Consider the following 25,797-nt stretch of genomic DNA (forward strand, 5'->3'; position numbering starts at 1 on the left):
TTCATTCAAATTAACACGTAATAATATTCGCTAACTCTCGGAAATCTCCTGCAAGCCTTTCAAAACTTTTGTCAAAGATTGTAGAAAAAAATGTCTATCTTCTTCTGTGAAAGGCCTCGGGCCTTTAGTGTGTTTGCCTCCGCGCCGCTGCTTGGCCTGTTCATGCCTGCGGTCCAGCAAAAAATCAATCGTCAGATCTGTGTACTGCTGCCCCCGATTCGACAAGGCTATCGCTTTTTTGCCTAAGGCAAGAGCAGCTAAACCAAAGTCTTGGGTTACTAGTACGTCACCTGCCGCAATTCGATTCACAATATAAAGATCCACTGATTGATCGGAACGATCAACTTGTACAATCTCTACTCCGTCCATGGGAGCCAGTCTATGGTCATAGGAAGCAACCATCAGCACACCAACTCCAAAAGGAGCAGCCGCCTTTACAATTTCCGGCTTCACCGGGCAAGCGTCGGCATCCACAATAACTTTGTGTGCTTTAGGAATGTTGACCACATCTTTCTGAGTAAGCATAGCTTCACTTAGGTGCTAACAAATAGCACTATATCTAATATATACGCTGAAGAAAGAAAAAATCCTGCTTCCTGCTTTATAAAAAGCATTACCTGCTCCGATACCATTCCATGATCAAAGCAGCTGTTTCTTCCACAGCTCTATTGGATACATCAATCACGGTGCAGCCGATGCGTTTCATGATCCGGTCTGCGTATTCAAGCTCGAGATTGATTCTCTCCACATTGGCATAGGAAGCCGTTCGGGGCAGCCCAAGCATTTTTAAACGCTCCGTGCGGATGACATTAAGCTTGTCTGGATCAATGCGCAGTCCGACAATTTTTTTGTTCGAAACTGTGAACAATTGCTCGGGCGGCTGAATTTCCGGAACAAGCGGTACATTCGCAACCTTGAACTTTTTGTGTGCCAAATACATCGACAATGGAGTCTTGGACGTTCTCGATACGCCAACCAATACGATATCGGCCTGCAGCACGCCGGTATAATCTCGTCCGTCATCATATTTAACCGCAAACTCGACCGCTTCTACCTTTTTGAAGTAACCTTCGTCCAACAAATGGATCATGCCCGGTTGATGACGTGAGGTTTGCTGCATTTTCTGCTCTAAAGCGTTGAGCACAGGTCCCAGCAAATCAATATGTATCAATTGGTGCATCATCGCCTGCTGAATCAAATAGTCACGAAGCTCAGGAATAACAAGCGTAAAACAAATAATTCCATCACGTTCTGACGCAGTTTGAATCAATTTGTCGATGTCCTCCTGGTCTTCAAGAAAGGGCATAATACGCACATCTACCAAATGAGGATAAAATTGAACGGCAGCCGCGTGGACAACGGCTTCCCCTGTATCACCAGCAGCGTCGGAAGCAACAAAAATTATTGGATTGGATTTATCCGTCATCAGCACACATCTTCCTTCCTTTTCAAAAAAAGAACTCGCCAACAAGCCTGTGCGAGACTCATGACGAGGAATAATTTAATGTAATTTATTATATTAGCAAAACAGAAGAATAATGTCAAACCCCATATTTCTCCATTTGGTCCAGAAAGCCGCGCGTTTTTAGCGCCACTCCGATATGGGTATCGAAGTAAGCCCTCATCAATCTTTTGAGACTTGCTTTGGTTTCCGGTTTAACATCAATTTGTCCGAGTCTTCGTATATCCATTTGTGCAAATAAGCGAATGAGCTTGAGTGTTCCCGGGGATAGCGACAGCGCTTGAGGATCTTTATGCCGGCATTTCTCACAGAGCATACCGCCGAGTGCCGGACTGAAGGCCATTGTATGGCTATCGTTTCTGCACGCTACACAAACCTCAAGCTCTGGCAAATAACCCGATTGGGCCCATATTTTCATTTCATAAATGAATGCGACAATTTGCATATCCTTCTGCTCAATCAGCCCTTGGAAAGCTGAATTCAGTTGATCAAACAAGAAGGGATTCGCCTCATAATCAGCGAGTAAGCGATCAGTCAGCTCAGCCATATAGGAAGCGTATGCTGACAAATGAAGATCCTCCCGAATCCTATGGTGCGAATCTATAATTTCCGCATGTTTTAAGGTTCCCAGCTGGCCCGATCTAAAAAACAAATAGTCTCCGAAAGTAAACAGTTGGGAAACAGAACCATAACGACTTTTAAGCTTCTTGGCACCGCGGACGATCACTGCTACTTTGCCCATTTCACGAGTAAACAAGGTAATGATTTTGTTGCCTTCCCCATAATCCATGCTCCGTATGACGATTCCTTGTACTTGATACTGCATCGCCGATTTCCTCCAAGCCCACGTAAAAGGCTAATCTAACCCATCATCGGACTCTGATTCCAAGTCCTCCTCCGGTTCAATTGAATCGGAGTCATTATCGATCTCCTTATAAAGCAGATATGCACCCACATCACCTGTTAACGAAAAATATTGCCACGAAAAATCTCTCATGCTGCATCATCCCTCCGTAAGCCAAGCGTCTGCTAATAGCAGAAAAGCTTCCCTTTCAATCATGTGCTGGACGGTATCTGGCGATAGTATAGGATGATACGTTTGAGCGATAATTATGTTAAGCAATAACTGGCACCAATCGGCTATTCGTTACGGAACCCTAGGTCGCGCAAAACACGGTCCTGATTACGCCAATCCTTTTTCACTTTGACCCATAATTCAAGAAAAGTTTTGGAGCCGAGCAGCGCTTCAATGTCGTAACGCGCCTTTTGTCCGATTTCTTTAAGCAGTGCGCCTTTTTTCCCGATAACGATTCCTTTTTGTGAATCACGCTCCACATAAATAATAGCGGATATATGAACAACACCGTTGGGTTCAACCTTCATGTCTTCGATGCCAACAGCAATGGAATGCGGGATCTCCTCACGGGTTAGATGCAGAATTTTCTCGCGTATCAGCTCGGCGCATACGAATTGCTCAGGATGGTCCGTTACCTGATCTGCAGGATAATATTGTGGTCCTTCCGACAAATATTTCGTAATTTGCTCAAGAAGGGTATTAACATTGTTGCCTTTCATCGCGGATACCGGAATGATTTCTGCGAAATCATATAAATCTTTATATTGTGTAATAATCGGGAGCAGTGCCTCCGGCTGGATCTGGTCGATTTTGTTCATAACAAGAATAACCGGAGTAGTTACCTTTTTCAGATTCTCAATAATAAACCGATCCCCGCCGCCAAGCCCTTCCACGACATCGATAAGCATCAATATCGCATCTACTTCCTTGAGGGAGCTTTCTGCGACTTTCATCATATAATCGCCTAATTTGGATTGGGGTTTATGGATTCCGGGTGTATCAAGAAATACGATCTGTGCCTCATCGGTCGTATACACGCCGTGAATTTTATTGCGTGTCGTTTGCGGCTTATCTGACATAATGGCAATTTTTTGGCCAATGACCTGGTTCATCAAAGTCGATTTACCGACATTGGGACGTCCGATTATAGCAACAAAACCTGATTTGTAAACTTTCTTTGGGGTAGATGATGTCATTAGTCTGTTGTTCCTCCATTTAAATCGTTCTGGGTAAAAGCTCCAGGAAGCAGCTCGGCAACGGTCGTTTCTATAATGGCCCCCTGTAGATTCGCCATATAAACCGGCATATCCGGAGCGCATAATTCAATTAAAACCTGTCTGCATACACCACACGGGGTAATCGGGCTTGGTGTATCGCCAACGACAGCAATAGCACGGAATGTCCGAGGGGTTTTACCATCAGCAACAGCACGAAACAACGCTGTGCGCTCGGCACAGTTCGTCGGGCCATAGGCGGCATTTTCAATGTTGCAGCCCTGATGCACATGTCCGTCCGAATCCAGCAGAGCACTTCCTACTTTAAAATTGGAGTAAGGCACATATGCCTTCTCTCTTGCTTCCATTGCCAATCCAACCAACTGCTGCTTATCCATTTGCATCGTTCCTTTCTTAATTCACTAAATAATAGACACATACTGCTACAAAGCTTCCAATTAGTCCACCAAGGATCAGGGATGGAAAGGAACGACTGCGCTTGTCGTAAAGCACCAGCATAACAAGAAAGGCAAGTAAATAAGCTAATAATGCGACAAAAGTAATCGAAACATAAGAGGCAATAAAAGTAGCAATTGCAAAGGCCAACGCTGCGAGCAAGCTGAAACGGAACCGGGTACCCTTGGTCGAGAATCTCGTCTCCAGCACAATAATCGTCAGGATGACCAAACTGAGCAATATCCATACCATAGCTGCCGAAAAGCTGTGTCCTTCAGCCTTTCTCGCGCTGCGAACTAGATGGTCAATAGGCTCATAGAAAACGACCATCCCGACTATAGCTGCAAAAACCGCAGACACCAGTACGGAGGCTGCGGCCACATCCTTGGCTATTTTGGCAAGGGGATGACGATCGGGCATAGCTAGATCAACTGTTTTTTCAATCGCTGTATTGATAAGCTCGGTTACGATCATCAAGGTTACAGCCATTAATATAAACAGAATGTCCAGCTTGGGTAAACGCAAGTAAAGTGCTGACAGCAGTACGATAAAAGCGGCAAAAAAATGAAATTTCATATTGCGTTGTGTAGATAGAGCATACTTAATGCCCTCATACGCATACCGAAAGCTTCTACGCCACTTTACCTTTGAATTCATCTAATCAAACCTGCCTGCTGCAATATTTGCTCTTGCTTAGCAAACATGATTTTCTCTGCTTCTTCGTTATCATGATCATAGCCGATCAAATGTAGGAATCCGTGAACGAATAGAAAACCTAACTCACGCTCTACAGAATGCCCGTAATCCTCACTTTGCTCGATAGCTCTAGGTACAGAAATGATGATATCCCCAAGAGGTTCCTCAAAGATCGTGACAAGTCCATCCTCATCTTCGTCATCCTGAAGTTGGAATTCAACCTCATGTTCGTTAGAATCGTCGATTTCATCTGATTTGTCAAGTCGTTCAATATCATCCAAATCGTCTTCGTCTACATAATCATCCTCATCGTCACTCTCATCTACATAGATGATCTCCATTTCATCCTCTCCGATGTCATTCATGGCAAAGGAAAGCACATCGGTAGGTTTATCGAGTCCACGATATTCTTTATTTAAACGTTGAATTTCTGCATCGTCTACGAAGGTTAAAGCAACCTCGCCTTCTGCAACCTGCTCGGATTTCCCGGCAAGCTGCAGCAGCAGCTCCAGCTTTTCAACAAGCTCCGGTTTAATTTCATAATGCGTTTGCTCACTGCTCCATTCAAGTCGTAGTGACATGGGTTCAGCTCCTTTTTTCTTGATTTTGTAAATTTGGCGGCTGGTTCGATGTAGGAAGGTTCGTTGGATATTCAATTCTTGAATGAAAAATGCCTAATAAGGTTTCATTTAAGGTTCTTGCTATTTGATCCAATTCCTTGGTTGTCAGATCACAGTCATTGAATTGCCCGTCATCAAGCCTGCCTTTAATAATTTTGCGTACCATGGAGTCTATCTGTTCCATGTTAGGACTGCGTAACGATCGGACTGCCGCTTCCACACAATCGGCGATCCCGACAATGGCCACTTCCTTGGATTGTGCGAGTGGGCCATCATAACGGTAGTCCTGCTCCTCCACTGGAGTTGTATCACCGGATGCTTCTGCGATTTTCTTTGCTTTGTGGTAAAAGAATTGCAGCAGTGTCGTTCCATGATGCTGTTCGGCTATATCGCGAATCTGCTTTGGAATGTGGTATTCCTTCAGCATTTCGACGCCATCTCTGGCGTGCGCTACAATGATTGACTTACTAAGCTCAGGATCCATTTTATCATGCGGGTTTTCAATATTCGTCTGATTTTCGATAAAGTAAGCAGGCCGCTTCGTTTTCCCGATATCATGGTAGTAAGCGCCCACTCTGCACAGCAGTCCATCTGCGCCAATCGCTTCCGCAGCAGTTTCTGCCAGATTGCCAACCATAATACTGTGATGATACGTTCCAGGCGTTTCCGTCAGCAGCTTTCGCAGCAGTGGGTGATTCGGATTAGACAATTCCACAAGCTTCAAGGGTGATAAGATACCAAAAGCGGTCTCGAAAAAGGGTAAAAGTCCAATGACGAATACAGCTGTAAGCAATCCGCTGCCCACAATAAACGATAACGCAAACAGCATATTCCTCTTACTCTCATGATCTTCGATCATCATCAGAGAACCCATAAGCAGCATTCCCATCAAAGCTACGATAACCCCTGCTTTGAGAATGGCTGAACGCTGTCCTGCCCGCTGGATAGAGAAGATTGCCGCAAATGAGGTCGCAATCGTAATCAGACCATATCGAAAATCAAACAGCTGCAGGTGATCCATGTTAAAGATCATGCTTGCCATAATTGCAAACAGCATGGAACCCATAAACGCAAGCTTTTCATCCAATAAGATGACAATTAGCATGGCACCCATTGCGGTTGGAGCCAGAAGACCAATATAGGGATAATCCAAATTTTGCACAAGAGTAAAAAGCTTCATACCCATCAGATTAATAACTATGATCAGCAGCAGCATTAGTAGCTGCACATTATTGGCACTGATGGCGAGCGAGCTTTGTCTGACAAACATATAAACGGCTAATGCTAATAGCAGTACCATAATGACCAAGCCCACTCGCGGCCAATAACTGGCTTCGTCCTGAAGCATGTCAAGACTGCTCAATCGCTGGTAAATATCAGCTGTTATCGGTTCACCTTTACTTACAAGCACGTCGTTTTTATTGACAAAGACCGGCTTCACATTGTCTCTAGCATGGCCCTTAGCGGTTTCAGTGCCTTTTTGATCGAGAAATTTATTAGGCGTTATTGCAGCTCGTACAATTTCCTGTACCATTTCCCTTGACATACTTTTCGTAAGGGTTGAGCTGTTCACGAGTTCAGCAACCTTGGCGCGTACGGTCTGGGCATCCATGATCTGATCATTCATCAATCGTGTCACGATCTCTTTGGCGACCGGCTCCATCAAGGTGAGATCTTCTTTAGGCAAACGCGGCATTTTGTAAAAGGTTTCCTCAGGAATACGATACTGCTGCTCACTGATTTTTTTGCGCATCTCTTGCAATAAAGCATCGTTATATTGACCGCTGATCGTAAAGTTCTGTATCTGTCTATCCAAGTGATCCTGGGCAAGAACGGGAAACACCGATTTGAATATATTTACCTTATCCCCGATGGTTACCTCTGAGTCTGCATTGATTTGCTGCAGTTTCTCGAACATCGCTTCAATCAAAGCCTCGTTTTTCAAAGACACAATCCTGTATACAGGCTGTACGTGCTGTGCGGCATCCTCTTTGGCCTTTTCGGTCGCAATAGCGTTTTCAATGGCACGTGGCGCTAAAATATCCTTTTCTGCTGTCGTACCGACTCGAATATCATAGGTTTGCGGGATCATCCTGCTCGTCAGGGATGCATACAAAACGGCTGTAAGCAATACAAACAGAAGAAAGCGCACCAAGGCGCTATATTTCCAGCCAACGAGCGGATTTTGAAGTTTTCGTTGAATAGGGTTCATTGCGAAAGGTCATCCCTTTCTATACGCATCCTGATTGGAAAGCAGTATCAGGTTATTTGTCGTTATGTTCGTTGTAGGCAATAATGATTTTTTGAACCAATGCATGTCTGACAACATCTGCCTCGGAGAATTCGATAAATCCGATTTCTTCGATTCCTTTCAAAATGCGCTGTACCTCGATAAGACCCGATGATTTGCCGCGCGGTAGATCTATCTGCGTAACATCTCCAGTAATAACCATTTTCGAGCCAAAACCCAGACGCGTCAAGAACATCTTCATTTGCTCAGGTGTCGTGTTCTGCGCCTCATCCAAAATAATAAACGATTCATCCAGCGTCCGTCCACGCATATAAGCGAGCGGAGCAATTTCAATCAAGCCTCTTTCAAGCGATTTCAACACCTGCTCAGGCCCGAGAACATCGTTAAGTGCATCATACAATGGGCGAAGGTAGGGGTCAACCTTTTCCTGCAGATCACCCGGCAAAAAACCCAGACTTTCTCCAGCTTCGACCGCAGGTCTTGTCAGCACGATCCGTTTCACTTTACCTTCCTTAAGAGCTGTAACCGCGATAACGACAGCAAGATACGTTTTACCCGTACCTGCGGGACCGATGCCGAAGACGATATCTTTTTGTTTGATGGTCGACACGTATTGCTTTTGACCAATGGTTTTTACCCGGATAGGCTTGCCCTTGTGTGTAGTTGCAATGTCACCTTTAAATAAATCGAGGAGCTGATCTGCTTTCATTTGCTTGGATAGCTCAATAGCATACATTACATCGCGCTCGGTCAATATGTAATTGTTTCGAACGAGTTCCAGAAGTACGTCAAATAGCTGCTGAAGTGAATCCATTTCACCGGCTCCACCCCTAATGACGATTTCTTCACCTCGTGACTGAATGCTGGCTCGGGTCTGCTGCTCGATCAACTGCAAGAACTTGTCCTGCGGACCAAACAAAGCGAGTCCCTCAGTTGTATTCTTTAAAGATACTTTGATAAAACGTGAGTGGTCAGTCAACAGGCCTCTTCTCCTTAAAGTTTGCGTAGCAAACTAGCATCGTAAGCATTTACCTTCAAGCGAATACATTATGGTATAATAGCTTGTTCTTGGGCAATCATTTCTTCCACTTCCAAATGCACTTCCATATAAACTTTACCATTGTCCGTCTTTTCATGCAAAATTTTTTCATTTACGACCTTCGCGTCGCCACCAGCAGCGGCTATGATTTCAAGCTTGGCCTGCTCCATACCGAGTGCTCGAGCCTCCTGCAGATCCAAGGGACGCTCGATGTGCTGGATTTCCATAATTCGTTCGCGCAGCCAGCCTATGGGTAGAACGTAATCTCTCCATTGCAGTGTCTTTCGCTCCGGTATTGTCTCAAAGTGCTCGAAGCTCAAGGCACCATATCCCGTAAGCTGCAAGGCTCGACTACCCAATATCAGATAAGAACGGTTTTGTGTCGTACCTGTATAGGTCTTATACTGCCGAAGGAGTGGAACCTCGACCTGCGGTGTATACCAAACTATTCCTCTAACCTGACCGCTCGCAACTACCGTTTGCCGATGCGTTTCATCGCCCAGAATACCGGATATGAGGATATCTCCTTTTTTCACATATGTATTCGGCTTGGCAATCGGTCTTCCCTTTTCAGCAAAAATCGATGTCACCAGAGCGCTCTTGGAAGCCACCAGATGACGAGGATTCAGCAGCTGCGGCTTATCAGGCAAAGTTGCCTCCACAACCTTGATTACCACCTGCGTGCCCTGTATTTCAACACCCACCCATGCCGTTCCCTCCAGCTTTCCCTGCAGGTTTTTGGACAAAACATCCGCATCCTTAAGCCGGAACTTCCACTGCAGCTTGTAGATCCCTTCCTGCTTGGCTGTCTGTAAAATATCCTGCGTACTGATGAGTTCATTACCTTCAACTCGAACCTGCCAAACCAACGAAGACAGCAAATAGAGCCCAATAATAAAACCAATCAGGCCGATTGCAAAAAACTTACGTTTTTCCAACCTATGCAGCAAAAAAGGGAATCCAAACCGTTGAAGCACATGAACCCGACAGCCTGTCTCTTTTAAAAGCGGGCGAAGCCCGAAAAAATCTTTCAATGACAAATAGAGCTTCGCATGACCTTCATAAAAACCAATATCCCAAGCCATTATACGCTGCTCAACCAATCGATTAATGAATGCTTCCAAGTTCTGTCCGCGAACCTCTATTCGGACGTATCCTCTTACCGATAAAAAAATGGATGATTTCAAATCGGTGCACCTCTTTTATGGAATATATTTGAGTTCATGAACAATTCCCTCAATGAACACTTCCTCAGGATAAATAACCCGGATCACTAGCTCCTTCCCATGTACCTCAAGCTTTCCTTTGGATAAGCCGAGCCTCAGCAGTTCACTTGAAACATGCTGTACACCACGGTGATTTTCAATATATAGCTGAACATTGCCAATCATCGTTATACGGGGCAAGTCCGATGTGACATCCTGAGGAAGGTCCAGCAGTTGGGAGGTAAGTTTATGAATACCTCGAGTAATACTTCGCATACCGATCCCCCTTGAGAGCTTTTAGACGGATAGTGTACTTCCTAAGAGTCTCACGAATTATTGCGTTGTACTTCCTGAACGAATACATACTGTTTACAACATATGCGAATGAAACGCTGTTTATGAAAACATGCAAAAGAACCTCTAACTCCACTATTGAGCGGCATCAGAGGTTTCAAATGTTGTTGGCTATTATACGATATTTGCTGGAGCGGCTATTTGCTTAATGGGCTGCTTCCCTCTGGATGTTGGGTAGCTGCAGATCATGAAACCTTCTATTGGCAGGGCGATTTAAACCGAGATTTTGTCTTAATGTGGTTCCCTCGTAAGCGGTCCGGAACAAGCCGCGATTTTGCAATTCCGGTACTACCTTATTGACGAACGCATCCAGACCACTTGGGAAAATTTGCGGAAGTATGTTAAAGCCATCGGCTCCCCCGTTCTTAAACCATCCTTCAATGAAATCAGCGACCTGGAGTGTAGAGCCTGAAAAGGTCACATGCCCATGTCCACCAGCACTGCGACTCAGCAGCTGCCGAATCGTCATTCGAGAATCTCTACGCGCCGCGTCCATGATCACATCATGCCGACTGGTAATGCCCAAAGTAAACTCCTCCGATGGTCTAATATTTTGAACAGGCACGGGACCGTCAAGCGGGAATTCCGCTAAATCCACATTAAAATGTTGAGACATTTGCTTAAGCGCATTTGGTAAATTTATCAATGAGAATAACTCATCCTCGAGATCACGGGCTTCCGCTTCCGTATCTGCAACGATCGGGCTCAGTCCTGGCATAATGAGCAATTGCTCTGGAGTACGGCCGTGTTTAGCAAGCCGCGACTTCACATCGGAGTAAAATTCCTGTGCCGCACCAAGCGTTTGCTGTGCCGTAAAAATCACTTCTGCTGTCTTGGCCGCCAGTTCCTTACCTCGATCCGAAGAGCCCGCCTGAACCAGCACAGGATAGCCCTGAAGAGGACGTGGAATGTTAAGCGGCCCCTTCACCGAATAATAAGCACCGTTAAAGTTAATTTCTTGAACTTTGCTGGAATCCAATTGTTCAGATGACGATTTATCATAGAGCAAAGCATCATCATCCCAGCTGTCCCACAAACGCTTAACGACCTCAACGAATTCATCGCCAATCTCATAGCGTAATGCTACCTCCGGATGCGCTTCCCTGCTAAAATTAAATGCGGCAGATTGAGCGCCTGTGACAATATTCCAAGCTGCCCTCCCGCCGCTAATATGATCTAACGATGCGAATTTTCTAGCTACATGGAAAGGCTCATTGTACGTGGTTCCGACTGTTGCAATAAATCCGATATGCTTGGTCAAAGCAGCTAGGGCGGACATCATAGTGAAAGGCTCCAGCCTTCGGGATGCTCCTGAGTAGCCATCTGCTACGAACACAGCATCAAATAATCCTTTTTCCGCAGTTTGCGCCAAATTTGCGTAGTGTTGGATATCCATATCCTGCTTCGGGTTTGTCGAAGTATGACGCCAGGAGGCTGAATGGTGGCCTGATCCATTAATAAATACGTTAAAATGCAATTTTCTTTCTGCTTTACTCATCATAACACCTCATTTTCTTTAATATAAAACACAAAAAACCGAAGAGCAGCCATTCAGGCCGATCTCCGGTTGTCCGGTTTCTAATACACAATAATCCACATGTGTTTACTATGATTAAAATATATCATTGATTTTATTAACTGTCAATAATTTGAAGTATCCACCTGAATCCAAACAAAAAACACTCCTAAAAGGAGTGTTTTTTTGCTGCTATGATAATAGCTGTTGAACGGCTTGATTGACAATTTTGCCATCAGCACGTCCCTTCACCTTTGGCATCAATGCACCCATGACTTTTCCCATATCCGCTTTAGAAGAGGCACCCACTTCTTGGATGGTCTGCTGTACAATGGATTTCACTTCTTCTTCAGTAAGCTGCTGCGGTAAGTACTCGATCAGAATTTCAATTTCAGCCTTAACAGTTTCTGCCAGGTCATCACGACCGGCTTTTTCGAACTCTTGGAGGGAATCCCTACGTTGTTTTATCTCGCGACTTAGAACTTCAAGTACTTCTTGGTCATCTAAGGGTTTACGTTGATCTATCTCGATATTCTTGATAGAGGCACGAACCATACGGATTACGGAGAGTTTAAACTTGGCCTGGCTCTTCATCGCAAGCTTCATATCTTCATTGAGTTTTTCGCTTAAGCTCATCGTTTAAGCCCCCTAGAACTTTCTCTTACGAGCAGCCTCAGACTTTAACTTACGCTTAACGCTTGGTTTTTCATAATGCTTGCGTTTCTTTACCTCCGCTAACACGCCATCTTTTGCGATGGTGCGCTTAAAGCGACGAAGTGCAGCATCTATAGTTTCATTTTTGCGAACTCGAGTTTCTGACACCAGTTTTCCCTCCCTCCGAACAGACCGTCCAAGACAAAAAAAAGCAGTTTATCAACTACAATTATATTGCATACACAAACATAGGTCAACCTAGAAGAGGAAAAATTTATTTTGCGTTGAGCGCACCCAGTTTTTCACCAGCCAAAAGGTGATAATGAATGTGAAAAACCACTTGTCCGGAGTCCGCTCCACAGTTGTTAATCAACCTGTAGCCGCTGTCATAGACGCCTTCCTGTTTCGCAATCTCCTGGGCAGCGATATGTAAATCCCCGATCAATCCGCGGTCATCCGCCTCTACATCATTCATGGTAGCAATGTGTTTTTTGGGAATAATTAAAATATGTACGGGTGCCGCAGGCTGAATGTCGCGAAATGCCAATACGTGCTCGTTCTCATACACTTTGGTGGAAGGAATCGATCCTTCTACGATTTTGCAAAATATACAACTCACAAATGGAAACCTCCTTTGTACTAACGATCAGAAATACTTTTCTATAATACCGAATACAGGTCTGAAAATCCAGTTCGTGCTTTATGGCATTTGGATAAGAAGCTGATGATTTTTAAGAAGCGCTGTCATTTCAAAAGCTGGTAATGGTTTACTCAATAAATAACCTTGAGCTTCGTTACAATTCCTGCTTCGCAAAAATGCCATCTGTTCCTCCGTTTCGACTCCTTCAGCAACGACCTCCAAACCAAGTCTCCGGGCAAGCCCAATAATGGTTTTGGTAATGGCTGTATCTTTGGGCGCGAACGGGATATCTTTTACAAAGGAACGGTCTATTTTCAAAATATCAACCGGGAAATATTTTAAATAACTTAGTGAAGAAAACCCGGTTCCAAAATCATCGATTGAAATTCGGATACCTTGATCCCTGAGCTGCTTCATTTTGGAAATTGCCTGTGGTACATTAACCATGACAACGCTTTCTGTCAGCTCAAATTCAAGCTTATTCGGATCAAAATCGGACTCAGCCAAAATATCAGCGATATCTTGAATAAAATGCTCGCTTTGAAATTGAATACCGGATATGTTTACGGCCATTTTTACATCCGATATTCCCTCTGTACACCACAGGTTACTTTGTCTACACGCTGTTCGAAGCACCCATTCTCCAATGGGTTTAATTAAACCTGTTTCCTCTGCCAAGGGAATAAAAATCGAAGGAGCCACAAGTCCCAATTCCGGATGGTTCCAACGGATCAATGCCTCAACAGTAGTAAAGTGTCCATTTAGCAATTGAATACGCGGCTGGTAATATAGCGAAAACTCGTCTCTTTCCAGAGCCATGCGCAATTCCAATTCCATAGCTTGCTTTCGCTGCGCTTGTTCTTTTAACAGCGGGTGATACAACTGGTAACCGTTGCTTCCTTGCTTTTTGGCAACATACATTGACATATCTGCATTGACCAAAAGCTCCTGCAAGGTTTGTCCGTCAGATGGATATACACTAATGCCAATACTGGCAGAAGCTTTCATCTCGTAAGAATCCAGAATAATAGGCTGATCTAATATCGTGAGCATACGCTCTGCGATCGATATCGCTTCTTCTTTGGATTCAATGACTGGAATAATAGCTGTAAATTCATCGCCACCCATTCGGAAAACCTGACAGTTTACGAAATGCTCGTCCGATAAGCGGTTTGCTACGGTTTGAAGTAAAAGATCACCTGCTTTATGACCCAATGTATCGTTTACAATTTTAAACCGGTCCAAATCAATGAATAAAATAGCAAGCATCTGGTTTGACCGACCAGCTTCCCCAATGTGTGATTGTAGTTGCTCCTGAAAATTAACCCTATTGGGCAAGCCTGTAAGCTGATCATGATAAGCACGAAACTTCAGTTGTTCCTCGTGAGCTTTTCTTTCGCTCCAAATGCTCTCAAAAGCTTCTGCCATATGGTTATACGCCTTTCCCACGGAAAGTAATTCATCCTGTGAATTTAGCGTCACTCTGGCTGTCAGATCTCCCTCTGCCAGTCTGGAAGAAGCATGGTTCAAAGCATGCACGGAGTGAATGACGGATCGGTAAAGTCCTAGAAACAAATAAGCAACAACCAAGCAAGCAAATGTTAAAATAGCCAAAATCATCATTCTTTGCCGAGCCCATTTTTCTATACGTTCCTGTAAGATATGGTCTATGATCGACATACTGGTATGTTGAAGCTCAAAACCCATATGTATCGAGGAAGTGCCCATTTCATATATGGTCGGCGATGGTATCTCCACAGTACTAACAGTCATAATTTCAGTATCCAACCAGTAAATAAATTGATTAATTCCCTGCTCAATCGCATCCATTTGCTGCTTTATTGAAGGTTGTAACCAAGGAGCTTCTTCATAGATCATAGTTAAGCTTCCTTTTACAATGTCAAGTGCTGAACGTATCAGCCCCCTCAGAACGGTCAGCTGTGTTTTTAGATCCATTCCAAGCTGCTTATCAGCGGCAATACCGGAAGCTATACCTCGCGTTTGCCCCAAATGTTCAAGCATCGCAAGCAGCTTGCCAATCAGCCCATCGAACAAATAATAGCTTTCTTTATGTCGATCTATTTTCAGACCTGAAGTGTTGCTAACATGATCAATTAACGCTATAGATTGAGAAATGATTTCACTATGTAAAGCAAAGCTTAAGTTGGCATCACTGACTGTAGTAACATTTTTAATGAGCTCCCAGTTATCCACAATTTGATCAAATCGAGTCTCCGGTTGCAGAGTATCACGATAACGCTGATTAGCTTCTCTAAGTTGCGGAATATCTTTTTCAATGACCAGACGTTTGCTTATTAACTGCTGCTCAAAAGAATATTCACCATGCAAATAGGCATTATTCATCCCTCTATGCTGCTGTACATTTTCAATAAATTGACTGATTTTGGCTATATATTCGAGGCCTTGTCTTTCAGTGCTTAAAGTTTCAATCTCCTTGTTGATATTTCCAATCAGCAGGGTAATAAATAGTCCGCATGGCAGTACTAAAAGCAATCCAATCAAAAAAAACTTTTGCATATAATTCAAACGATTCATTAATGCGGTGGCCGGAAGCAACCAATTTTCCATTAAAGTCCTCCGTTGCTATATCTGCTGCTATGAACAAATCAATATACAAAAACATTTATTTTCTGCTAAAAATATACACCTTATTCCATAAATATTCAACTGACGTTTCATTGAATCTTCAAGGTTTTATGGTTATTTCGGGAACATATTTTCGATTTCGATTTATATATCCCGAAATAACGGATAAAACCTCTTCAAATTGATTTATTGTTCGTATTTCAAGAAACAGCCATGATGACGTTTTTCCATGTGAGCAATAACGCAGCAACCAGCTTGTCAGGCAAGTTCGATTTAACAAGGACAGGTCGTTGATCATGCTCGTCCTGCAGCATCGATGCCGTTGAAACTAGAGATTGTGAATCGTTCAACAAGGAAGTTTTGGCTGAGGTTTTGATCACAACATTACGACCCTTGCTGTCCCAGTCCAATACACCACCAAAAGCCTCTCCGATAAAACGGGCTGGCGCCATCGTATACCCGTTTATGAGCTGCGCAGGAACCTCCAGTTCTATTATCTGGCCGTTTTTGGTCACTTTTCGCTCACCCACACGTAGAGAAACGGAAGTCCCGCCCTTACGACCTGTAGCGGTCTGTGTACTTGGGTCCCAATCCACGGTGGCTCCCATTGCCTCAAATATGGCCCTCAACGGGGCAAGCGTATTGCCATCCCGAATAACAGGTGTTTGTTCGTACTTTTGCAGCTTGCCATCAATGGTTACAGAGATATCGGCGGATAATGGGTACGACTTGCTAGCCACCTGGTTGCCAGCACGATTGTAAACAATCATTTGCAGGATCGATCCTTCGGGTGCCTGATCTGCGTTCAGCTCGATACCAAAAGGTGGATTTTTCTGAGACTCAATCAATTTGCCATTTATTAAATAATCGATTTGATTGATATACAAATCCGGTATTTTCACCCATGGGGTGATGTGGGTTTTACCTTGAAACGTATTATGCTTATCATTCAGCTTCACATGACCAACATGATCTGCAGGTTTTGAACCCTGTTCAATCTTTTTCAAATAAAAGGGTGCGGCGATCATGCTGCTGTACAACTTTTTCATTGCTTCATTGTCGCCAAGCAGGTAATTATTGCGTGATTCGCGATCCTTCAGATCCACATTAAAGTAGTTGATCGATTTTAGACGCGGGTATTTAAGCGGCATGATTTGATATAAACGATGTAAATTGAGCAGCCCATAATCTGTAAACGATTCCTGCGGTATGTGGGCAAAATGCGATACAGCCGTTTCGCTGATCATGAGCGGCTTACGGTCTGAATACGTTTTGTACAAATAATCCAGACGTTCAATCGGACTGGTTGCTTGCATATTAGCCGTCGCCGGGTCCCCATTCTCATAAGGCTCCGTATACATATTGACTCCCACCCAGTCCACATAATCGTCCCCTGGATAGTACACATCCATTGAATAAGCAGGTACATCCCCAGGACTCCAGACCATAGCCACATTCGGAGCTTCCTCTGCCATTACATCATGCACTAGTCGAAATTTCTCTATATATTGTTGCGGATCGCCATGCCAGACTACCCAGTTGCCATTCATTTCACTCGCATAGCGTAAAAAGATGGGGATTCCGGTTGCTTTTGCCGCGCGAGCCCACTCTCTTAAATGTGCATTATCCTGTACGGAATCCAAACCATTGCTCGGTTCCCACGCAATCTGCAAACCTGCTCCAGCCTGCTTGGCATTAACCGCATACTGCTTGGGAAATGGTGCATCGTATGGGGTATAGGCTAAATAATGAGCATGCTTGCTGCCGAAAACGGATTCCGATTTGATAAAATTATTGTGCATCGCAGGGTCCTGTTCGGAATACATCCCAATATACATCCCATACTCAGGCTCGAATTTAGCCAGCTTGCCACTTGAGGGAGCTCCCTGCTTCTTGAGGATCTCAACATCAGTCGTAGACATATACACATCGGTAATCGTCCGAATCTGCTCGGCGCGCTGCAAATCGACGGCACCCCAATCCTTGCCGTCTTTCAGCCAATACATATTTTCCAGCTCATAATAATAAATGGCATTCTCATAGTCCTGAATCTTGTCGTAATACTCATCGAGCCACCCAGAAAATAACGCTGCCCCCTGCCAATCACCAATGGATGCATAATGATCAACGAGAAACTTCCAATGTGGAACAGCAAGCTCCGGATGTCCGTTCTTATTAGCCTTTTCTGCAGCCTGCCATCGATCCCAAATGGGATCCGCTTTGACAATAGTAGCTCCTGATAACAGCATAGATGCTGCCACGCATACTGCAATTCCTCTTTTGAAATGTGATGTATACTTGCGAAATGGTTCCATCCTAGTCTCCCCCTACCTTCTGAAAAAGGTGGTTATATATATGATCTGTACCCATTATACAGTAGATATGGGCAATGTTTGTAAGAAAAGCTTCTGATCGAAGCCTGTTCGGTGAAGATACATCCGTGACTAATCGGTTGCTTTTCTTGCGAGATCAGAATCCTTCAGCTTCACTGAAAACTTATAAATTCTGATCTCTTAAGAAAAGCTTCTGATCGAAGCCTGTTCGGTGAAGATACATCCGTGATTAAGCGGTTGGATCACAGCTCCAATAGCCTGGCACCATCAAATAAGAAAATATATTTCCCCTTAACCGGCCGTTTCCAAATCGTTTCCACTGCGTTTGCATACAATTCGATTTGCTTTCGATGTCGTTCTTTGATCAATTCTGCAGAAGTATCGCCGCCGTCAGGTACACGATCCGTTTTGAAATCGATCAGTACAAGTCCATCCGACTCTACGAACAAACAATCAATCATCCCTTGCAGCAAAACAATGTCCGACGACAGCGAATCCGATAAATCAGAATCCGCATAGGCCTCATTTGCAGGCATACCGAAGCTGAAGGGAATCTCTCGATATACCTCAGTCGATTGAAGAAGGCGTTGTCCCACATCGCTGCGAAAGAAGGCTGAGATGACCTCAGGCTCCACCACACGACTCTGCTCCATTGTGATCAGCTCTCTATGCACCATATCATCAAGAGTTGCTAACACATCCTGTACAGAAGGCTCATGCGTAATTGGAATATGCTGCATGACAGCATGAAAAACCGTACCACGTTCTACCGCATTCATCTTCTTCTGCTCCATAAATCGCGGACGCCGCACAATAACAGGCTGATAGACCGGGCTAACCATTTCCGCTTTATCTGGCAAAATAGTCTCACCGGACTCCTTTTCCAGCAGTTGGACATGCTCGGACTGCCGTTTCAGCTCAGTGACCGAGATTTTGGTGGGCAGGGAAGACGACTGGGCTTCAGGATATTTCCATGCCAACTTATGCGTAACCTCAAATTCCCAATATTGTCCTTCTTCAATATGCTCTAATCCAAGTACGGCCTGCTTGAGCTGTGCATCAACAGCTGCCGAAACAGCCGCTTGAAATAGCGCGGCAGCACTTTCCGGTTTAATGAGATGTACCTGCCATAAAGAGGTATCTTGGTTCAAAATGTCAGATGGATGGCTGGTGATACCCGCTTGATTGCGCAGCAATGCCCCACTCGGGTGACGCATGATCGCAGGTCCGATCCAATCCATATAGGAACGCGCGCTGGCAACAGCAGCATCTGGCAGCAGCATTCGATCATGTTCTACATACCTCGACCATTGATGCAGCAGCTTGTCAGATCCTTTGATTGTAGCTACAATATAAAGCTTCTCTCTTGCGCGCGTCAGCGCTACATAAAGCACACGCATCTCTTCAGCGATCATTTCCATTCTCTGCTTGCGCCGGATAGCGAGCCAAGGCAAAGTTGGATAGCTGATTCTTGCTGCTGCATCGGTAAATTTCGGTCCAAAGCCAAGATCCTTATGAACCATAAAAGCCTCAGTCAAATCGCGCATATTGAATCTTTTGGACATGGCAGCACAAAAGACAACGGGAAACTCCAAGCCTTTACTTTTATGAATCGACATGATCCTTACAACGTCTTCCTGTTCCCCCAAAGCTCGCGCAGTACCAAGATCTCCTCCGCTATCTTTCATTCGTTCAACAAAACGCAGAAATCGAAACAGCCCACGAAATGACGTTGCTTCATATTGTCGGGCACGATCATACAATGCCCTTAAATTGGCCTGACGCTGCTGCCCCCCGGGCAGTCCGGCAACAAAATCAAAGAAACCGGTGACCCGGAAAATATTCCAAATCAAATCTGCCAATGCACCGTGTCGCGCCTCTTCTCGCCAACCATCCAAAAGAGCCATAAACACTCGCAGCTTGTTTTGCAAGTCTCTATCCATCGTTTGTTTTCCGGCGAGTCCGGATTCATTGGCTCCCGCAACGGCATACAAGCACATCGCTTCGTAAAAAGAACCTTGGCTGCTGGCAATCCGAATACTTGCAAGCTGTTCCGTTGACAACTGAACGATTGGCGAGCGAAGCACGGAAGCAAGTGGAATATCCTGAAAAGGGTTATCTATTACCTTCAGCAAGGACAGTACGACCTCGACCTCCATCGCTGAAAAATACCCTGTATTCAGCTCTGCATAAGCTGGAATCCCCTGCTGCCGGAGCTCCTCAATCAAAACAGGAGACCACTGCTGGGTTGCTCTTAGTAAAATGACGATGTCTCGATACGTCACATCTCTTTGGCCTTTCGTCGATTTGTCAAACACCTGAAAGGTGCCCTCACCCGTTTCTCCAAGCAGTTTATGAATTTGAGCGGCAATCATTCTTGCCTCAAGCTGTACCGTTTCCATTTCACGGGCCTCTGCAGCGAGGTCCATACCTGCATCTGCATCATAACCGTCAGACAATCCGTCTGAACCCTGATCAGAGGAACCCGTTTCCTGTTCCACTTCCTCCGATGTCTTAGATGCTTCCAGATCCTCAGAGCGGTCTATGAGCAGCAGCTCGATAGCTTCCGAGCCATTGGTCTCTGAGTTCCATTGCGGGTAATAATCAGCGCCATGTTTAAGCTCAGCCCGGTCATCATAGCTAATTTCACCGACCGCTTCACCCATGATATGTTTAAATATATAGTTGACACCATTTACAACAGACGTACGGCTGCGAAAATTACGGGCCAGGTCAATACGCTGCCCTGGAACGGTATCGTCACTCGGATAGTTTTTATATTTGTCCAGAAACAAGCCCGGCTCCGCTAGTCGAAAGCGGTAAATACTCTGCTTCACATCTCCGACCATAAACCGATTTCCGGGCATCTCACGGGATATAAAAGCAACAATCGTTTCCTGCACTCGATTCGTATCCTGATATTCGTCCAGCAGTACTTCGACATAACGATCCCGATAGCCCTTAGCGATCTCAGACGGTCCCATTTTTCCGTTTACCGGATCAACATCCGACAGCAGCTGCAAACAAAAATGCTCCAGATCGCCAAAGTCAACAAGCCCCTTAGCTTGCTTGGCAGTCTGATACCGGTTGCCGAACTCAATAACCAATTCCACCAAAGCGCTCATTAATGGCGCCAGTACCAACAGCTCTTCCTCGTACTGCTCGGTTGTTCGACCGAAAAGCTCCTCAGTCAAATCGGACAGCTGATCCTTGGCCTTGTTTCGCAAATCCTTGACCTGCTCCTGCAGCAGCTTATCATAATCGGAGCCCTTACAGGGCTTGAGCTTCCCAAAGGAAGCGCCTTGAAAAGACTCGTAAAGGTGATCCCACGAATAGTCAGCTACCTGCTGCAAATAAGCTACCGTTTCCATATCCTCTTGCAAATTCACTAAATAGGGTGAAGGCCCACCAGGCTGCTCAGCCAATTGGACCGCTTCCTGAAGCATAGCGGTTATCCCTTCGAGTTCCATCTGGACAGAAGCCAGCAACCCTGGAATCCAGGGATTGGGCGTATCCGCATCCCGATCGAACATAGCTGCAGTCTCTCTCAGCCACATAGCAGGCCAAGGATGACTACGCGAATCATCATATAGCTTTTGTACGAGACGATAAAGCGCATCATCCGTTTTTTCTCCGCTAAACCATTCCGCCAGCTTCCAAAAATCGCTGTCCTCTGTAGAGCTTCCATACTGCTCCTCGAATAATTCTTCAATCAGATCCTGACGCATCAGATCACTTTCAGTTTCATTGGCAATACGAAAGCCTGGGTCCAGTCCTACCTGCTGGTAATGGGTGCGAATCACCTCAAGACAAAAGGAATGCAATGTCGTTATCGATGCCCTTCCCATTAGGGCCAGCTGTCTGCGGACATGATCGGAGCCAGGGTTACGCTCCAGCTCTTTCTCAAGAGCCTCGCTGATCCGATGTCTCATCTCTGCTGCTGCGGCATTGGTAAAGGTCGCTACCAGCAGCCTGTCTACATCAACAGGTTCTTGTTCAGATGAAATGCGGCGAATGATCCGTTCAACCAGTACCGCTGTTTTACCTGAACCGGCAGCAGCAGCAACGAGCATGTCATGCCCATGAATCGAAATCGCATCCCACTGATCTTCCGTCCATGAGGTTCCTTCCGGCTTTTCGGTTTTATTGATCATCGTTCACACCTCCTTTTACTTGTTTCACTTCAGACTGTTTCATAGACTGCACTATGTCGAGATCTTCCTGCTCATGAATATCAATAACTTGCTTCGTTTTCGTCCGTCGGAAAGGCACAACATGAAGCTCACCCTTTGCCTCCAGCCTTTCGTTCATTAGCTCCAAAGCACGCTCCTTAGCGACAGGTAGTAGGAGCTTGTACTCATTTGCTTCAAATTGGGTATCGAACTGACATACAGATTTATAGGAGCAATGCGTACAGGCCTTCTCCATACCCATCCGATACGGCTCAATACCAACATCTCCGCTCGTCATAGCACTGCCGATCCCTTCGATGGTATGGCGCACATAATCACGAAGTGTGCTCCACTGCGCATCGTCGGCAACCGAAGAAGATTTATAGAAGCTTCCGTCCTTTTTAAGCGCAACCGGTATAAGCTGCGAATGCCCGCTGGATTCAATCAATCCACCGTCCATCATCGTTGCTGTTTCGGCATCGGAGCGGATCAGACCCTTCATTTTATATCGTTTGCGAAGCTCTTCATCGGCTTTTTCAGTTGTAATTCTATTCTTCAGCTGCAGCAGAGGGTTATGTACATGAAAATACAGTACGCCTGCCGGCTTGGCTTCTATTCCTAGCCACGCTTTGGAATGGGTAAGAATCACGTCGAGATACGTCAGCATTTGCAGTGATAAGCCGTAGTAAACCTCCGAGAGCAGCAAGGCGGTCGGACTCGATTTATAATCTATGACACGAAGCAGTGTTCCCTGTTCCGTGTCAGCGCGATCCACCCGATCTATACGCCCCCGCACATCCATTCGTATACCGTTTTCGAGCATATACGATAAAGGAGGGATGGTTTGCCCGGTTCCGAATCCAATTTCCAAGCCCACCGGCTGAAACTTTCCACGCCGTGCATGCTCGCCCAGCATCATCGCAGCCCGACCTACCACCTGCTTCAGTTTGCGGGCTATATAATGGTGCCTGTTAGAGCTGAGCAGAATCTCGCTTTGCAACCTTGGGGCTAACAAATCCACCACATTACCGGCTAGATTCATGCAATCCTGCGGGCTAAGCTTTCCCCAATCGCTGCCTTGACTGGCCACCTCTGAGGCAAATGAGCTGAGCGCAGCATGAAACAGCTGCCCGATATCCGGCGATTCCAGCCGGTGAATACGGCGCTCCTGAAGCTTCAGACCGTGAGAAGTAAATTGCGAGAAGGGGCACGCAACAAAACGCTCCATACGGGAAACACTCGATAAAATATGCTCGCCATATAACAGCCTGCTTGTTGACGGGCTTAAAGTTTTGGCTTCATTAGTGAATTGCAGTGATTGCATCAACGCTTTTAACCGTCCACCCCATTCGGGCTGCTCAATAAGCCAATTGTAGACGGCCCACCAAACAGCCGACATCGGCTCCCCATTTAGCCATGACTTTAGCTTGGCAAGCAAATAGCTCAAAGCTTTGGATGGATGCTCCACATATTCCAATTGTTCCTTCAAGCTCATGGTCCCAACAGGCTCCATCACAAGCAGACGTTCCCCTACAAATGGAAACATTCGCTTCATTTGCCTGATGATCTCGGAAGGCAGCAGTGTTTTTCCTTCCTCGTCAGCGAGTGGATAACTCAGCCACAAGCAGCTTGAAGGTGTACAAAATGTACTATAGATCATAAACATTTCATCGAGCAGCTTACGCCGCGCACTATCTGCCATCATCAAACCCTGATCGGTCAGGGCTTCCCGCTCATGCTCAGACAGAACCCCATTCTCACTTATTTTGGCAGGCATGACGCCTTCGTTAACACCCAATACAAAGACATGCTTTACGGCTCCTGCCCGCGTACGGTCCATACTTCCAATCAGCACCTGGTCAAGAGAGGGCGGAACATGGCCCAAACGAATGCTTTCCATCCCCGCCTCCAGCAAGCTCGCGAACGTATCGGCAGATAACTCTTCATGCTGCAGAAGCTCGACCATCTGATCAAGCATGTCGATGATCCGTTCCCATATTTGTGCGTGCTCCCGTGCCTTCTCTGGATTCCCCTCCTGCAATGCCGACTGGCTCCAGCTCTCCAGCCTTTCGGGTACATGCAGATCAATTAATAGCTGGTACAAAGCAGTAACCTTATCCGTAATTTGTACCGCTTTCTTCATACGCTCTTGAAAAGCATGCAGGGGTTCCGCAACCATACGGCGGCATGCATTAATCTTGTGCAGCCGATCCGCTTCCCGATCCGTTGTTATGACATCCGGCTGTTCTACGCTTGAACGGAGTGAATAGGTCCATGGCTTCCCATCAAACCACTTGGCCCCTTGAATCCCAAAAGCGAGCACGTAATTCTCAAGTTGATCCAATTCGTTGCGATCCAACTGCTCCGAGCTTCCTTCTATCGGCAAAAAGAAGCCTGTTTTCACACAGCGAAATACAGCATCGTATCTCCAATAATGCAGAATAACCTCCATCGAAGAACGTATCAGCTCTACCAGCGGATGATGCATGACTGTTCGTTTGGAATCGAAAAAATGTGGTATACCACAATCGTCAAAGGTACCCGCCAACAATTCGCCGTAAGCCTCGGTATTTCGCAGCGTAACAGCAATATCACGATACCGTAATCCGTTTTCCCGAACCAGCCTCAGAATATCACGGGCAACCCCTTCCACTTCAGCTCTGCGATTAACGGCTGCTGATAATTGAAGCTGCTGAGTCTTCGTATCGGTGCTCACATTTTGGGTATGACCATAATTCCCTGATGATACGTATGGCGACTTCAGACGCTGCTCAAAGGATTTTTCCATATACGCCAGCATCGGGCTGTTCTCAAAACGAAATGGTGGCTGCGAAGGTAATACGATAGTCTCCTGCTCAGGTAGTCCCAAGTGCTCCAAGCGTTCCTGCAGCTTTAACATGGTTCTGGCCGTACGATGAAATAAGTCCAGCTCCTGCAGCTTGTCTCCCAGCTTGTAAGCCTTATCCAGAGTCAAAGTAATCTTAACGTCACTGCACGCAGCAGCCAGGCCTTCGATAGCGGCCATTTCTTGCGGCGTGAAGCCATGAAACCCATCAATCCAGCACACTGCGCCCTTTACATATTGAGACAGAGGAAGTTGATCAGCCAGTAGTGTCAAGTAATCTTCCCCATCCAGATATGCCCGGGATAGCTCAGCTTCGAACTCTCCGTATACCAGCTGCAGATCGTGCAGCTTGTCAGCCAGCATTGGAGAAGCCTGACCATTGCCTGAGGTCCCTGATACAAACACAGCAAGACCTTCCGAGGTGACACAATGACGTTTGAACTCATTAAATAAATCAGCCAATTTTTCAATAAAACCCATCTGATCAGCTGAGGATTGAAACAGCTTAAGCCGTTCACGATGTTTATGTAAAATGTGATGCAGCAATAGTCTTTTCCCCGTATCATCAATCGGCAATCTCGCCATTCCGCCTACTTCCTGCATAATACGCAGAGCAAGCCTGCGAAAACTGAGCACCTGGGCCCGCATCGTTCCTCCAAGCTCCGGTGAAGATGCCAGTGCATATTCAGCTTGAAAGGTAGCCTGCTCCGGTACTAATAAAATAAGCGGTTTCCCGCCGGGATGTTCAATCAATTGGTCGGTCATGCTGCGCAGGCAATATGTACTTTTGCCAGTACCTGCTCTACCCAGTATAAATTGCACAGCCATGGTGCTTCTCCTCCTAGCCTTATTGCAGTTCTACTCATTGTATCAAAAT

Annotated in this window: 20 protein-coding genes; all 20 read right to left on the minus strand. The window is 45.6% G+C overall.

The genetic code is table 11. From position 1 onward, the window contains the following. Nucleotides 1-30 precede the first annotated feature (30 nt). The 20 genes from BM210_RS13055 to addB all read right to left on the minus strand — a co-directional run bounded on the left by BM210_RS13055 (nt 31) and on the right by addB (nt 25,748). The gene (locus BM210_RS13055) at nt 31-525 is read right to left on the minus strand and encodes a YaiI/YqxD family protein (RefSeq protein WP_091168709.1); all 495 of its coding nucleotides are present in this window, start codon (nt 523-525) and stop codon (nt 31-33) included. A gap of 88 nt (nt 526-613) precedes the next feature. Next, nucleotides 614-1,426 (minus strand): pyruvate, water dikinase regulatory protein, encoded by an 813-nt coding sequence (locus tag BM210_RS13060; protein ID WP_091168711.1) that lies wholly within the window; start codon nt 1,424-1,426, stop codon nt 614-616. A 115-nt stretch (nt 1,427-1,541) separates the two neighbouring features. Then, complete coding sequence (recO, locus tag BM210_RS13065) at nt 1,542-2,288, minus strand: DNA repair protein RecO (RefSeq protein ID WP_091168713.1); 747 nt, start codon at nt 2,286-2,288, stop codon at nt 1,542-1,544. A 30-nt stretch (nt 2,289-2,318) separates the two neighbouring features. Further along, nucleotides 2,319-2,459, minus strand: coding sequence for a YqzL family protein (locus BM210_RS13070; protein ID WP_091168715.1), 141 nt, complete (start codon nt 2,457-2,459; stop codon nt 2,319-2,321). A 143-nt stretch (nt 2,460-2,602) separates the two neighbouring features. Next, nucleotides 2,603-3,514, minus strand: a complete 912-nt coding sequence (era, locus tag BM210_RS13075) for a GTPase Era (protein ID WP_091168718.1) — start codon at nt 3,512-3,514, stop codon at nt 2,603-2,605. After that, nucleotides 3,514-3,930: a cytidine deaminase gene (locus BM210_RS13080; protein ID WP_091168720.1), complete on the minus strand. Its 417-nt coding sequence runs from the start codon at nt 3,928-3,930 to the stop codon at nt 3,514-3,516. The genes era and BM210_RS13080 overlap by 1 nt, the downstream gene beginning before the upstream one ends. A gap of 16 nt (nt 3,931-3,946) precedes the next feature. Next, complete coding sequence (locus tag BM210_RS13085; protein ID WP_091168723.1) at nt 3,947-4,645, minus strand: diacylglycerol kinase family protein; 699 nt, start codon at nt 4,643-4,645, stop codon at nt 3,947-3,949. Then, nucleotides 4,642-5,265: an rRNA maturation RNase YbeY gene (ybeY, locus tag BM210_RS13090; protein ID WP_091168726.1), complete on the minus strand. Its 624-nt coding sequence runs from the start codon at nt 5,263-5,265 to the stop codon at nt 4,642-4,644. The genes BM210_RS13085 and ybeY overlap by 4 nt, the downstream gene beginning before the upstream one ends. A gap of 4 nt (nt 5,266-5,269) precedes the next feature. Then, on the minus strand, nt 5,270-7,516 hold the full coding sequence (locus BM210_RS13095; protein WP_091168727.1) for an HD family phosphohydrolase: 2,247 nt from the start codon (nt 7,514-7,516) through the stop codon (nt 5,270-5,272). Nucleotides 7,517-7,568: 52 nt separating this feature from the next. Continuing rightward, nucleotides 7,569-8,534: a PhoH family protein gene (locus BM210_RS13100; RefSeq protein ID WP_091168730.1), complete on the minus strand. Its 966-nt coding sequence runs from the start codon at nt 8,532-8,534 to the stop codon at nt 7,569-7,571. 68 nt (nt 8,535-8,602) lie between these two features. Further along, nucleotides 8,603-9,781, minus strand: coding sequence for a sporulation protein YqfD (gene yqfD, locus BM210_RS13105; RefSeq protein ID WP_091168732.1), 1,179 nt, complete (start codon nt 9,779-9,781; stop codon nt 8,603-8,605). A gap of 15 nt (nt 9,782-9,796) precedes the next feature. Next, entirely contained in the window at nt 9,797-10,075 is a 279-nt protein-coding gene (yqfC, locus tag BM210_RS13110; RefSeq protein ID WP_091168735.1) for a sporulation protein YqfC, read from the minus strand. Between the two features lie 223 nt (nt 10,076-10,298). Continuing rightward, nucleotides 10,299-11,651, minus strand: coding sequence for an LLM class flavin-dependent oxidoreductase (locus BM210_RS13115; RefSeq protein ID WP_091168737.1), 1,353 nt, complete (start codon nt 11,649-11,651; stop codon nt 10,299-10,301). 210 nt (nt 11,652-11,861) lie between these two features. Further along, nucleotides 11,862-12,305: a GatB/YqeY domain-containing protein gene (locus tag BM210_RS13120; protein WP_076230117.1), complete on the minus strand. Its 444-nt coding sequence runs from the start codon at nt 12,303-12,305 to the stop codon at nt 11,862-11,864. Nucleotides 12,306-12,317: 12 nt separating this feature from the next. Next, nucleotides 12,318-12,491 (minus strand): 30S ribosomal protein S21, encoded by a 174-nt coding sequence (rpsU, locus tag BM210_RS13125; protein ID WP_076230116.1) that lies wholly within the window; start codon nt 12,489-12,491, stop codon nt 12,318-12,320. A gap of 106 nt (nt 12,492-12,597) precedes the next feature. Then, nucleotides 12,598-12,942, minus strand: a complete 345-nt coding sequence (locus BM210_RS13130; RefSeq protein WP_091168740.1) for a histidine triad nucleotide-binding protein — start codon at nt 12,940-12,942, stop codon at nt 12,598-12,600. Between the two features lie 81 nt (nt 12,943-13,023). After that, nucleotides 13,024-15,552, minus strand: coding sequence for an EAL domain-containing protein (locus BM210_RS13135; protein ID WP_091168742.1), 2,529 nt, complete (start codon nt 15,550-15,552; stop codon nt 13,024-13,026). Nucleotides 15,553-15,770: 218 nt separating this feature from the next. Then, entirely contained in the window at nt 15,771-17,885 is a 2,115-nt protein-coding gene (locus BM210_RS13140) for a stalk domain-containing protein (protein ID WP_091168744.1), read from the minus strand. Between the two features lie 260 nt (nt 17,886-18,145). Beyond that, nucleotides 18,146-22,057 carry a helicase-exonuclease AddAB subunit AddA gene (addA, locus tag BM210_RS13145; RefSeq protein ID WP_091168746.1) on the minus strand — a complete coding sequence of 1,304 codons (3,912 nt, stop codon included), beginning with the start codon at nt 22,055-22,057 and terminating at the stop codon, nt 18,146-18,148. Beyond that, nucleotides 22,047-25,748: a helicase-exonuclease AddAB subunit AddB gene (addB, locus tag BM210_RS13150; RefSeq protein ID WP_091168749.1), complete on the minus strand. Its 3,702-nt coding sequence runs from the start codon at nt 25,746-25,748 to the stop codon at nt 22,047-22,049. Before addB ends, addA begins: the two co-directional genes overlap by 11 nt. Between the last annotated feature and the right edge of the window lie 49 nt (nt 25,749-25,797).

Source organism: Paenibacillus sp. 1_12, from assembly GCF_900114475.1.
Lineage (GTDB): Bacteria > Bacillota > Bacilli > Paenibacillales > NBRC-103111 > Paenibacillus_S.